The sequence below is a fragment of the Blastococcus sp. HT6-30 genome (assembly GCF_039729015.1).
Classification (GTDB): Bacteria; Actinomycetota; Actinomycetes; order Mycobacteriales; family Geodermatophilaceae; genus Blastococcus.
In genome coordinates, this window is the sequence record NZ_CP155792.1 from 2872065 (window position 1) to 2884857 (window position 12793).

The 12793-nt window shown below is 72.7% G+C and carries 10 protein-coding genes; 3 read left to right on the plus strand and 7 right to left on the minus strand.

Features of this window, described 5'->3' with window-relative positions; translation table 11 throughout:
- Window positions 1-121: 121 nt before the first annotated feature.
- Both ABC795_RS13840 and ABC795_RS13845 read left to right on the plus strand, forming a co-directional pair.
- Complete coding sequence (locus tag ABC795_RS13840; protein ID WP_347057770.1) at window positions 122-625, plus strand: MaoC family dehydratase; 504 nt, start codon at window positions 122-124, stop codon at window positions 623-625.
- A complete protein-coding gene (locus tag ABC795_RS13845) occupies window positions 622-1419 on the plus strand; it encodes a CoA ester lyase (protein WP_347057771.1) in 798 nt (265 codons plus the stop codon). Before ABC795_RS13840 ends, ABC795_RS13845 begins: the two co-directional genes overlap by 4 nt.
- 52 nt (window positions 1420-1471) lie before the next feature.
- Here ABC795_RS13845 and ABC795_RS13850 read toward each other — a convergent pair whose 3' ends face one another.
- The 7 genes from ABC795_RS13850 to ABC795_RS13880 form a co-directional block, all read right to left on the minus strand.
- Window positions 1472-2620, minus strand: coding sequence for an acyl-CoA dehydrogenase family protein (locus tag ABC795_RS13850; protein ID WP_347057772.1), 1149 nt, complete (start codon window positions 2618-2620; stop codon window positions 1472-1474).
- 3 nt (window positions 2621-2623) lie between these two features.
- Entirely contained in the window at window positions 2624-6316 is a 3693-nt protein-coding gene (locus ABC795_RS13855; RefSeq protein ID WP_347060725.1) for an indolepyruvate ferredoxin oxidoreductase family protein, read from the minus strand.
- A complete protein-coding gene (locus ABC795_RS13860; RefSeq protein WP_347057773.1) occupies window positions 6313-7425 on the minus strand; it encodes an NDMA-dependent alcohol dehydrogenase in 1113 nt (370 codons plus the stop codon). The genes ABC795_RS13855 and ABC795_RS13860 overlap by 4 nt, the downstream gene beginning before the upstream one ends.
- 64 nt (window positions 7426-7489) lie before the next feature.
- On the minus strand, window positions 7490-8236 hold the full coding sequence (locus ABC795_RS13865; RefSeq protein WP_347057774.1) for an SDR family oxidoreductase: 747 nt from the start codon (window positions 8234-8236) through the stop codon (window positions 7490-7492).
- A 9-nt stretch (window positions 8237-8245) separates the two neighbouring features.
- A complete protein-coding gene (locus ABC795_RS13870; RefSeq protein ID WP_347057775.1) occupies window positions 8246-8590 on the minus strand; it encodes a Dabb family protein in 345 nt (114 codons plus the stop codon).
- Window positions 8591-8822: 232 nt separating this feature from the next.
- A complete protein-coding gene (locus ABC795_RS13875; RefSeq protein ID WP_347057776.1) occupies window positions 8823-10364 on the minus strand; it encodes a fused MFS/spermidine synthase in 1542 nt (513 codons plus the stop codon).
- Window position 10365: 1 nt separating this feature from the next.
- Window positions 10366-11151, minus strand: coding sequence for an SOS response-associated peptidase (locus ABC795_RS13880; protein WP_347057777.1), 786 nt, complete (start codon window positions 11149-11151; stop codon window positions 10366-10368).
- A gap of 137 nt (window positions 11152-11288) precedes the next feature.
- On the opposite strand from ABC795_RS13880, the gene ABC795_RS13885 reads away from it, so the two are divergent.
- Window positions 11289-12752 (plus strand): NAD-dependent succinate-semialdehyde dehydrogenase, encoded by a 1464-nt coding sequence (locus ABC795_RS13885; RefSeq protein WP_347057778.1) that lies wholly within the window; start codon window positions 11289-11291, stop codon window positions 12750-12752.
- The last annotated feature ends 41 nt before the right edge of the window (window positions 12753-12793 follow it).

Sequence of the window (12793 nt, forward strand, 5' to 3'; positions counted from 1 at the left end):
ACCCGCTCCGGTCAGGGTCGGCACCCGCAATCCCTATATGTCATGCGATCCTGGGCCGGTGATCCGTGCCGGAGCGGTCACGCGAAGTCGGCGCTACACCGGCGGAAGGTGTGCCGTGGCGATGAAGCCGGGTTGGAACGGGCGGTTCTACGAGGACTTCGAGGTCGGTGACGTCTACGAGCACCCGCTCGGACGCACGATCACCGCGACCGACAACTCCTGGTTCACACTGCTGACGCAAAACACCGCTCACCCCCACTTCGACCACCACTACGCCGCACAGACCGAGTTCGGCCGACCGATCGTCAACTCCTGCCTGACCCTCGCCCTCGTCACGGGCCAGTCGGTGACCGACGTGTCCCAGAACGTCTTCGCCAACCTCGGGTGGGACGAGGTGCGGATGCCGCATCCGCTGTTCGAGGGCGACACCGTCTACTCGCGCTCCGAGGTCCTGGCACTGCGCCCGTCGCAGTCCCGGCAGAGCACCGGGCTGGTCACCGTGCGGACCACGGGCTACACCCAGGAGGGGACCGTCGTGATCACCTTCACCCGCACCCTGCTGGTCTACCGGCGGGGCTACGGTCCCACCTCGGCGCGGCCCTCGATCGGCACGGACGCGCGTTGACCGCTCCCCTGGCCGGCTCCCGCGCCTTCCTCTTCGTCCCCGGCGACCGCCCGGAACGCTTCGACAAGGCCGCCGGCTCGGGTGCGGTGCCGATCCTCGACCTGGAGGACGCCGTCGCTGCCGGACGCCGCGCCGCCGCCCGGCAGCACGTCCGCCGGTGGCTCGACGACGGCGGCAGGGCGATCGTCCGGGTGCAGGCGGCCGGCGCCCCGGGCCACGAGGACGACATCGCCACGCTGGTGGGCGCCCGTGGCCTCCTCGGCGTCATGCTGGCCCGGGCCGAGGAGCCCAGCCACGTCGCGGCGGTGGGCTCGGCCACCGGCCGGCCGGTGATCGCGCTCGTCGAGACCGCCGCCGGGATCGCCGCCGCCCGCGACGTCGCCCGCGCGTCCGCGTGCCTCGCCCTGGGCGACCAGGACCTGGCGCTCGACCTGGGCGTCACGCCGCGCTCACCGCTGGTGCGCCTGCTCGCGGCCGAACTCGTCCTGGCCTCACGGCTGGCCGGTCTGCCGGCACCCCTCGACGGCGTGACGACCGAGCTGCAGGACGCGGACGTCCTGGCCGCTGACGCCCGCGGGGCCCGCGAGAGCGGCTTCGGCGGGAAGCTGTGCATCCACCCGCGTCAGGTCGACGTCGTCGCCCGGGCGTGGCGACCGTCCCCCGAGGAGCTCGACTGGGCCCGGGCCGTGGTCTCCGCCCACGTCGACGGTGGCGTCGGCACCGTCGCGGGCGCCATGGTGGACCGACCCCTGGTCGAGCGTGCCCGGGCACTCCTGGCCGACGCGGAGCGCTGACCGCCCGGCTCAGGCCGGGAGGCCATCGCCTCTCGGCCTGGGCCGGGCGGGTTCAGCCGCGGCCCAGGCCCAGAACGTGCCCGGCGACGTGCTGGAGGATCAGGTTGTTGGACACGGGGGCCACCAGGTAGAGCCTCGACTCGCGGAACTTGCGCTCGACGTCGTACTCGGCCGCCATGCCGTAGCCACCCAGGGTGGTCATCGCGGCGTTGCCAGCGGCCCATGCGGCCTCGGATGCCAATAGCTTCGCGACGTTGGCGTCCGTGCCGCCCGTCTCGCCCCCGTCGAACAGCTCGGCTGCCCGGTCGCGCACCAGCGACGCCGCCCGCATGTCCGCCCAGGCCCGTGCCAGGGGGAACGAGACGCCCTGGTTGTCGCCGATCGGCTTGCCGAACACGACCCGGTCACGGGCATACGCCGACGCCGTGTCGAGGAACCAGCGGGCATCGCCGATGCTCTCGCTGGCCAGCAGGATGCGCTCGGCGTTCATGCCGCTCAGGACGTGCCGGAAGCCCTGGCCCTCCTCCCCGACGAGCGCGTCGGCGGATAGCTCGAGGTCGTCGATGAACACGGCGTTGGTCTCGTGGTTCACCATCGTGTCGATGGGCTCGGCGCGGACCGACGACCCGGCCTCGCGCAGGTCCACCAGGAAGAGGCTGAGCCCGTCGGTGCGCTTGGCAACCTCCTCGCGGGGGGTGGTGCGGGCCAGCAGCAGCATGAGGTCGCTGTGCTGCACGCGGGAGATCCACATCTTCCGGCCGTTGACCACGTACCCCTCAGGCGTCCGCCGGGCGAAGGTCGTGATCCGCGTGGTGTCCGAGCCCGCGTCGGGCTCGGTGATGGCGAACGCCTGCAACCGGAGCTTGCCCGCCGCGATGTCGGGCAGGTAGGTGCGCTTCTGCGCCTCTGAACCGTGCCGCAGCACCGCGCCCATGGTGTACATCTGCGCGTGGCACGCCGAGGTGCTCGCCCCGGTGCTGTTGATCTCCTCCATGATCACCGAGGCCTCGACCAGGCCGAGCCCCCCTCCCCCGTACTCCTCGGGGATGAGCACCGAGAGCCAGCCGGCCTCGGTGAGCGCGCGCACGAACTCCTCCGGGTACTCGCGGGCGGCATCGCACCGGCGCCAGTACTCCGCCGGGAAGGACGAGGCCAGGTCGCGGACGCCCGCGCGGAGGTCCTGCAGATCCGTCTCGGGCATGGGTCAGCTCCTCGTGGTGGTGGTGAGCGGGGTCGCCGTTCCGGCGAACCGCTGCAGCGCTTCGCGCTGGCGCTCGCGGTACCGGGCGACGTTGTCCAACTTGATCTCCTCGTAGCCGCGCACCATGTCGGGGAGCGCAGCCAGCTCCACGGCGACGCCGTGGTTGGCCGGCGCGAGCTCCTCGAGGAGGCGGTGCACCAGCTCCCGGTACTCCTGGATGAGCGCCCGCTCGGTCCGGCGGACGTGGCTGTGGCCGAACGGGTCGAGCACGCTGCCACGGAGCCGTCGCATGCCGTAGAGCGTGCGCAGGACCGGCCGGGCGGCACGGGCGTCGATCGCGATCTTGTCCTTGCGACCCAGGTAGCGCAGCACCGGCGGGTGCAGGCGGTAGCTGTACCGGGCCCCGCGGCCGAAGCGGGACTCGACGTCGGCCTCGACGGCCGGATCGATCGAGAGCCGGGCGACCTCGTACTCGTCCTTGTAGGACATCAGCTTGTACAGCCCCAGCGCGACCGCCTCGGCCAGCTCGCCGCTGCCGGGGACCACCTCCGCCTCCACCGCGCGCACCTGCTCGACGAGCCCGGCGTAGTCCTGCGCCCAGGCCAGGTCCTGGTAGCCGACGAGGTCGGGCACGCGGACGCTGACGCAGCGGGCGAGCTCCGAACCGGCCGGCGCCCGCACCGACGCGATCACGTCGGCGACCTCGGGCGCCGGCGGCGCCGGTTCCACCGCCGGCGGAAAGAGGTCCGCCACGGCCGCCGCGAGCCCGGCGGGGTCGGCCACCGCCTGCCGCCCACGACGGAATGCCTGGATGTTGACCTCCACCGCGGCACCGTTGACGGCGATGGCCTCCTCGATCGCGGAGGCCGGCACCGGCAGCGCACCGGACTGGTAGGCGGCGCCCAGGAGCAGGACGTTGGCCGACTGGTCACCACCGAAGAGCTGCTGGGTCAGCTGGTGCGCGTCCAGGAACACCGCGTCGCCGATCCGGGTAGCCGTCCGGATCCGGTCCGCCAGCTGCTCCGGCGGCGGGAAGGTCACCCCGGGATCGGTCACCATCGCGCCGGTGGCCACCTGCGCGGTCGACACGACGGCGACCGTCCGCGCCGGATCGGCCACCGCGAGGTTCTTCGGCTCCGCCGCAACCAGGATGTCGCAGCCGAGCAGGAGGTCGCACTCCTCCCCTGCGACCCGCGCGGCCTGGACGACGGGACCCCGGGTGAACTTCAGGTCCGAGACGACCGCGCCGCCCTTCTGCGCCATGCCCGTCTGGTCCATGCCGCGCACGTGGAACCCGCCCAGCTGGGCCGCCGTGGCCAGGATCTGGGCGACGGTGACCACACCCGTCCCGCCGATGCCGACGATCCGGAGGGCGAAGTCGTCGGTCGCTACCCGGGGCGCGGGGACGGGCAGAAGCGCGGCGTCCAGCTCGGCCGCGGTCGGCCTGGGGGTCCGCTCCCCGGGCACGACGCTGAGGAAGGACGGGCAGTCGCCGGCCAGGCAGGTGTAGTCCTTGTTGCAGGAGGCCTGGTGGATCTGCGTCTTGCGGCCGAACTCGGTGTCGACCGGGACAACCGAGAGGCAGTTGGACTTCTGCCCGCAGTCACCGCAGCCTTCGCAGACCCGCTCGTTGATCAGCACCCGGGTGGCCGGCTCCGGGAGCAGGCCACGCTTGCGCCGGCGCCGCTTCTCCGTGGCGCACTCCTGGTCGTGCACGAGCACGGTCACCCCGGGCACGCGCGCCAGCTCCTCCTGCGCCTCGACCAGCCGGTCGCGGTGCCACACCTGCGTCTTGCCGGGCAGCCGGACACGCCGGTACTTCTCCGGCTGGTCGGTCGTGACGATGATCCGGGAGACACCCTCGGCGGTCAGCATCGCCGCCAGCGCCGGGACGTTCATCCCGCCTTGGGCCCTCTGCCCGCCGGTCATCGCGACCGCCGAGTTGTACAGCAGCTTGTAGGTCATGTTCACCCCGGAGGCAACGGCCGCGCGCAGGGCCAGGCTGCCGGAGTGGTGGAACGTGCCGTCCCCGATGTTCTGCACCATGTGCGGCACGTCGATGAAGGGGGCCATGCCGATCCACTGGCTGCCCTCGCCGCCCATCTGCATGAGCACGCTCACGTCGCCCACCGTCTCGGGCTGCATCAACACCGCCAGCGAGCTGCAGCCGGTGCCGGTGCCGATGAGGGTCCCCTCCGGGGTGGCCATCGAGGTGCTGTGCGGGCAACCGGAGCAGTAGTACGGCGTCCGGCTGAGCAGTGGCAGCAGCGCGGGCCGGCGGTCCTCGCGGACGGCCCGCGCCGTGCGTGCCTCCGACCACGCCTCCACCGTCGGCATGCCGCCGAGGGCCAGCATCCGCCGCGAGAGGACGCCGGCCAGCAGGTCGGGCTCCAGCTCGCCGGACGCCGGCACGAGCGTGCGCCCGTCGGGCCCGGTCTTGCCGTGAATGACCGGCGCCCCGGTGCGCCCGTAGAGGATCTGCTTGATCGCCGCCTCCACGAAGGACCGCTTCTCCTCGACGACGACGATCTCCCGCAGCCCCTGGGCGAAGGAGCGGATGATGCCCGGTTCCACCGGGGTGACCATGCCGAGCTTGAGCAGGCGCACGCCCCGGCGGCGGCACTCGGCCTCGTCCAGTCCGAGCGAGGCCAGCGCCTGGCAGACGTCCAGGTAGGTCTTCCCCGCGGCCACGATGCCGATGCGATCGTCGGGTCCCGACCGGGTGAGGCGGTCCAGCCCGTTGGCCGCCGCGTACCGCTGTGCGATCAGGGGGCGCTCGTGGTACAGCGTCGCCTCCAGCTCGCCCGACGTCGGCTGCAGCAGCATGCCGCGGACCTGGTGCCGGAACGCGCGACCGTCCACGGTCATGTCCGGCTGCACCGGCACGATCCGATCCGGGTGGACCTCCACGGTGCCCGAGCCGTCCGCGACGTCGGTGACGACCTTGACGCCGACCCAGAGCCCGGAGGCCCTGGACAGCGCGATGCCGTGCAGGCCCATGTCGAGGGCGTCCTGCGCGTCACCCGGGTAGAGGACCGGCATCCCGACGGCCGCCATGGTGGCCTCGGAGGCGTTGGGCATGGTCGAGGACTTGGCCGATGGGTCGTCGCCGACGAGCGCGAGCACGCCGCCCTCCGGGGCGGCCCCGGCCATGTTGCCGTGCCGCAGGGCGTCCACGGCACGGTCGACACCGGGCGCCTTGCCGTACCAGATGCCGGTCACGCCGTCGTAACGCAGTTCCTTGCGGGTCTGGGCCAGCTGGCTGCCGGCCACCGCCGTGGCGGCCAGCTCCTCGTTGACCCCGGGACGGAAGACGATGTCGTGCTCGTCGAGCAGGTCCCCCCGGCGTCCCAGTTCCATGTCGTAGCCACCCAGCGGGGAGCCGGGATAGCCCGATATGAAACCGGCGGTGCGCAGTCCGCGGCGCCGGTCGGCCCGGACCTGGTCGAGAGCGACGCGGACCAGCGCCTGGATGCCGGTGACGTGGAGAAGGCCCTCGGACTGCCGGTATCGGTCCTCGACCTGGACGACGGTGTTCATCTCGCTCCTCGGGACGGGAGTCCGGCGGTTGGGCGGGGTTCGGTGCGTTCGGGATCGCTGTCCGCCGCGCCCGGGCCGGGAGGACCGGCCCGGAGGCGGCTGGACGAGCGACCCCGGTGGCGGGGGCGGACGAGGACGCGCGCCCCCGGGAATCAGCCGTGGACCAGTAGGCCGCGGATCGTCTCGCCGGCCGCCTGGTCGGCGTACCCCTGGCGCAGGTTCTCGAGCGAGTAGCGCCGGGTGATGAGTGAGTCGAGCTCCAGGGTTCCCTCCTGGTGCATGCGCAGCAGCGCGGGGATGTCCCGGAAGGGGTTGCAGCCACCGAACAGCGAGCCCTGGATCCGCTGCTCGAAGACGGTGATCGGGTTGCCGAGCAACGACAGGGTCGTCTCCGTCGCGATGCCGGCGAGGGCGGTGAGGACCAGGGTCCCGCCCTTGCCGACGCAGCGCACCGCACCCTTGGTCGTCTCGGCGTCCAGCACGCCGGTGGTCAGCACGACGACGTCGGCCCCCACCCCGTGGGAGAGCTGGTGGGCCAGGTCGGCGCCCGCGCGGGTGTCCTCGGCCGTGTGGGTCGCCCCCACGGTCATCGCGAACTCGCGCTTGAACGGCACGGGGTCCACGGCGATGACGTGCTGCGCCCCGGCGTGCGCCGCTCCCTGCACCGCGTTCACCCCGACGCCACCGGAACCGACCACGACCACCGTGTCGCCCGGCTTGACCCCACCCGCGTACACGGCGGACCCCCAGCCCGTCGGCACGCTGCAGGACAGCAGCGCCGCGGTGTCCATGGGCACCCACGGCTCGATGCGCACGCACGAGTACTCGCTCAGCAGCGTGTGGCGGGCGAAGGCGCCCACCATGCAGTAGCCCCCGAGGGCCTCGCCGTCCAGCGTGAACGGCCACGTGCCGGTGGGCAGCTGACCGGTGGCGATCGTCGCGCCGACGTCGCAGAGGTTGGACCGCCCGGCTGCGCACCACCGGCAGTGGCCGCACGCCGGGAGGAAACTCGTGATCACGTGGTCACCTGGCTGCACCCGGGTGACGCCTGCACCCACGGCCAGCACCGTCCCGGAGCCCTCATGGCCACCGACGATCGGGTACCGGCCGCCGGCGTTGGCCTGGCGGAGGTGCTCGTCGGAGTGGCAGAGACCGGCGAAGGCCATCTCGACCAGCACCTCACCCGGACCCGGATCGCCGACCTCGAGCTCGACGACTTCGTAGTCCATGCCTGCGTCGCGCAGCACGGCACCATGAGTTTTCACGCGCGCTTCTCCTCTGGTCGATCGGGTCGGGTGCTGCCCTCGGCGCCGCGCGCCGGGCGCACCGTCACTGCAGGCCCTGGTTCATGCCGCCGTCCAGGGGAACCGCCGAACCGGTGATGTACCGGGCGCTGTCCGAGCAGAGGAAGGCGACCGTGGCGCCGAAGTCCTCCGGCCGGCCGAGCTCGCGGGCCGGGATCTTCGCCACCTCGTCGGTGATGCGCTCGCCCCACACAGCGCGCAGCCGCGCGGTGTCGTGCAGACCCGGCTGGACGGAGTTGACCGTCACCCCGTCGGCGGCGACCTCGCGCGCCAGGGTCTTGAGGAAACCGGTCAGGCCGGCACGGGCGGTGTTGGACAGGATCAGGTTCGGTACCGGCTGCCGCACCGCGATCGACGTGATCGCGACCACCCGGCCCCACCGCTGCTCGCGCATCCGGGGTACGGCGGCCAGGCACATGCGGACCGTGGAGAGCAGGCTCAGCTCGAGCGCCGGCGCGTACTGGTTGACCCCGATTTCGGCGAAGGTCCCCGCCGGCGGACCAGGGGCGTTGGGCACCAGGATGTCGACCCCGCCCATGGTCTTCTGGGCGAGCTCGACGAACCGCTCGCCCTCGTCGGGGTCGGCCAGGTCCGCGACGACCCAGGAGGCACCGGCGCCCAGACGCCGCGCCGCATCCTCGGCGCGACCGGCGTCGGAGCCGCAGATGGTGACCTGCGCTCCCTCGGCGAGCAGGGCCGCCGCCGTGGCATAGCCGAGCCCGCCGGTGGCCGCCGCGACCGCCGCGCGTCGCCCCTTCAGTCCTAGATCCACGCCGGCCTCCTAGACCTCGTGTTGCACGGCGGTACGCCGGCGGAGGATGGGACGGACATGCTCCCGAAGGAGGGCCTGGTGCGCCTCGTCCACAGCGTAGGCGGCATAGGTCTCGCGGTCTGGCAGGTCCATGACCACGACGACGTCCGCGTTGCCCTCCGCCAGACCGGCATCGACGCCGACGGTGAGCCGCCCGAAGGCGGTCGCCGGTCCGGCGGCCCATTTCTCGAGCGCCGTGACAGCGGCCGCCCGCTGCCGGGCCGTGGACTCCTCGGTCCACTCGAACACCGCGACGTGCCGGAACACCCGGGCCCCCTTCTTGCCGTGCCAGACGTGCGCCGTGACCCGGCGCACACGGAAGCTAGCATATTTTGTGTACGATCTTGCTGGTATCGCGGCCCCGCGTCCCCGGGCCAGCAACCGAGACGACTCCCACCGGTACGGCTGCCACCCGCGAGCGGAGTACGCCCCCTGCGCGCCCAAGCGGTCGCGATCTGCGGCGATCCGAATCCCTGGCGCGGTTCTTCGCGTCCGGGAAAGCGCGGTCAGCAGCGGCCGGTCGCTGGTCGCATCCGCGCGCGTCCACTCAGCCGTACGGATTGAGCAATTGGTCGACCGGCGCGAAGTCGTCGGTGAGCACCTCGGCCCCATCCACGAACCGGTCCAGCTCCGCGCCTTCGGCGACCTGCCAGGCGAGGTCCCGGTCGGTCAGCGCGGCGGCGATCGCGCCGGCCGGCAGGGGCTGCTGGGACGCGACGGCGATCACGTTGCCGCCGTCCTCCCCCGAGAGCACGGGAGCGCGGGCGAGCAGCAGCACATGGGCGAACACCGAGCGCATGGTGGCCAGCTCGGCGCGGACGAACGACAGCGGCGGGTGGTCGATGAGGTTCACCGCGTATACACCGTCGTCGGCGAGCGCGCGATCGATCAGCTCCAGCGCCTCGCGGGTGGTGAGCTGCCAGGGCACCGACAGCCCGCCGAAGGCGTCGCCGACGACGAGGTCGCGCTGCCCCGCCGGTTCCTCGGTCAGCCCGACCCGGCCGTCGGCCACCCGCACCCGCAGGTCGGCGGAGGTTTCGAGCCCCAGCTGCTCGCGGTCCATGGCGACGACGCCGGGGTCGACCTCCACCACGAGGCTCTCCGTGCCCGGGCGCACCTCGGCGAGGTAGCGCGGCAGCGTCAGCCCACCGCCGCCGAGGTGCAGCGCCGAGATGGGCTCTCCGGCGGGGAGGGCCGCATCGGTCACCGCGGCGATCGCCCGCACGTACTCGAACTCCAGGTGGGTGGGGTCCTCGAGGTCGACGTAGGAGTGCCGCAGCGTGTCCAGCAGCAGCACCCGGCCGGAGCTCCGCTCGGGGTCGGCGACCACGCGCGCGCAGTGGTAGGCGGTCTCCTCCTCGCAGGGGGTGGGCGCGACGGCGGCCAGCCCGCCGCCCACCACCGCCAGCACCAGCAGCCCCGTGGGCACCGGTCGGTCGCCCGGCCCGCGCCGGAGGAGCAGGGCCACCGCCAGGCCGGTGAGGACGGTGACCGCGCCGGTGGCGACCAGGATGACGCTGCTCGGCAGCACCGCCACCAGGACGAAGCCGGTGGCGAACGTCGCCGCGATGCCGCCGATCGTGCCGATGCCGGAGAGGCGGCCGACCACGGCGCCGGTCTCGTCGAGGCTGGCCAGCTGCAGCTTCACCACCATCGGCGGCACCGCCGACAGCAGCGCCGCCGGCACCACGACCGCCACCGCGGCGAGCAGCAGCACGCCCCCGGCGTCGGCGCCGGTGAGGAGGTCGCCGGTGAACCGGACCAGCGGCAGCACGGCGACGATCAGCGCACCACCCGCCACCAGCAGCGGCGCCAGCAGGCGTCGGGGATCGGTGCGGTCCGCCGCCGCGCCGCCGAACCAGGCCCCGGCCGCGATCGCCGCCAGCGCGAAACCGATCACGGCGGTGCTCGTCTGCACGGTGACGCCGACGTAGGGCGCGATGAGCCGGAGACCGACGATCTCGAGCACCAGCACCGCGCCGGAGCTGAGGAAGGTCAGCCCCGCCGCGATCCAGGGCGGCAGCGCGCCGCCCGGGGGCGGCGCCGTCGGGGGTGCGGCGGCGCCGGCGGCCACCTCGTCCGCGGCCACGTCAGAACAGCGCGGGCTGGTCGTCGCTGCGCCGCACGGGAACCGAAAGGGCACCCGGACGGGCGGGCGCCTCGACGGAGTCCGCCCGCGCCAGCAGCTGGGGCCCGTTGTTGCGCACGTTGTTCACGGCCACCCCGACCGGCCGCAGCTCCAGACCGGCGACCACCTCCGGCGGTGTCGGCCGGGCCAGCTCCTCGACGTCCTCGCGGGCCGGGTCGAGCCAGTCGGCCCAGCGGTCGCGCGGCAGCACCAACGGCATTCGGTCGTGGATCTCGGTCAGGGCCCCGGTAGCCGGGGCGGTGACCACGGTGCAGGAGTAGAGCCGGTCCTCACCTCTCCCCCACACCTCCCACAGGCCGGCCAGGGCGAGCACCGAGCCGTCCTCCGGGGTGATGAAGTACGGCTGCTTCGCCGGGGAGTCCAGCCGCTTGGCCCACTCATACCAGCCGTCGGCCGGCACCAGGCAGCGCCGCGACCGGGCCGCGGTGCGGAAGGCCGGCTTCTCGGTCAGCGACTCGACCCGCGCGTTGAGCATGCGGTTGCCGACCGAGGCGTCCTTCGCCCAGGAGGGGACCAGCCCCCAGCGGACGGCGCGGACCTCCCGGTGGCCGCCGCCCGTGGGCCGGCCCTCGGCGTCGCGCTCCTTGGCGTGCCGCACGACGTAGACGTCCTTGGTCGGGGCGACGTTGTAGTCGGCGGGCAGCGCCGGCTGTCTGCCGGCCGGCACCGCCTCGAACTCGATCGCGAGGTCATCGGGGCTGCGGCTGGCGGCGTAGCGACCGCACACGGGTGCCTCCTCGGGGACGGGCGGGACTGACGGTTCGCACTGTAGGTGCGTGCGCCGACGCGGAACCCGTGCGTGTCCGCCGCCGGAACGGGTAGGCCCCCCTGTCGAAACAGCCGACGAGAGACGAGGATTACCGCGTGACCGTGACTCAGAAGCCACCGACCGAGCACCCGAAGACCGCCAGCGACGCCGCGGCCCGCCCGTACGCGACGGTCAACCCCTACACCGGGGAGACCGAGCAGGAGTTCCCCTTCCTCGACACGGGGGAGATCGACGGCATCCTCGAACGTGCACACGTCGCGTACCAGGAGTGGCGAGGCCGTCCTGTGGAGGAGCGCACCGCGATCGTGGCACGCGCCGCCGAGCTGCTGGGCGAGCGACTCGACGAGTACGCCAGCCTGATCACCCGGGAGATGGGCAAGCGCCACGCGGAGGCCGTCGGCGAGCTCAAGCTCTGCTCGATGATCCTGACGTACTACGCCGACAAGGGTGCCGACTTCCTCCAGCCGACGAGGATCGACCCGATGTTCGGCAAGGGCGAAGCCGTCGTCGAGACCCAGCCCGTCGGTGTCCTGTTCGCCATCGAGCCCTGGAACTATCCCTTCTACCAGGTGGTCCGGGTGGCGGCGCCCAACCTGGTGCTGGGCAACAGCATCCTCCTGAAGCACTCCGAGAACGTGCCGCAGTGCGCCCAGGCCATCGAGCGCCTCTTCACCGACGCCGGCGCGCCCGAAGGCCTGTTCACCAACGTCTTCCTCCGCATCAGCGACGTCGAGCAGGTCATCGCCGACCGGCGGGTGCAGGGCGTCACCCTGACCGGCAGCGAGCGGGCCGGCAGCTCCGTGGGCGCCCTGGCCGGCAAGCACCTCAAGAAGTCGGTGCTCGAGCTGGGGGGGAGCGACCCGTTCATCGTGCTCGACGCCGATGACATGGCCGCCACCGTCAAGGCCGCGACCGCCGGCCGCATGCAGAACACCGGCCAAGCGTGCACGGCATCGAAGCGACTGATCGTCACCGAGGAGCTCTTCGAGCCCTTCGTTGAGGGCCTCAAGCAGGCGTTCTCCACCTTCGCACCCGGCGACCCGGCCGATCCCGAGACGTCACTGGCCCCGCTGTCCAGCGAGCGCGCGGCGCAGGATCTGCACGCCCAGATCCAGGACGCGATCGACAAGGGCGCCACGGTGGTCTCCGGAGGCGGACGCCCGCAGCACCCCGGCGCGTTCGTCGAGCCCACCATCCTGACCGACGTCACGCCGGAGATGCGCGCGTATTCCGAGGAGCTCTTCGGTCCGGCGGCCGTCGTGTACAAGGTCGGGAACGCCGAGGAGGCCGTGGAACTGGCCAACAGCAGCGACTTCGGCCTGGGCGCGACCGTAATGAGCAGCGACCTCGAGCGTGCCCGCGCCGTCGCCGAGCGGCTCGAGGCGGGCATGGTGTGGATCAACCAGCCCACCGCGTCCTTCCCCGACCTGCCCTTCGGCGGCATCAAGCGCTCCGGCTACGGCCGTGAGCTGTCCGAGCTCGCGATGTTCGAGTTCGCCAACCGGCGGCTGGTGCGCACCGTGCCGATCAAGAAGGCCGAGAAGCCGCAGGCTGGCTGATCGAGTGCGCGGGAGGCGCGGCGCGGGCCAACGGGCAGACT

Bases quoted from the DNA above. Each gene is read 5' to 3' on its own strand.
- ABC795_RS13840 (WP_347057770.1), top strand. From the start codon at position 122: ATGAAGCCGGGTTGGAACGGGCGGTTCTACGAGGACTTCGAGGTCGGT.
- ABC795_RS13850 (WP_347057772.1), bottom strand. From the start codon at position 2,620: ATGCCCGAGACGGATCTGCAGGACCTCCGCGCGGGCGTCCGCGACCTG.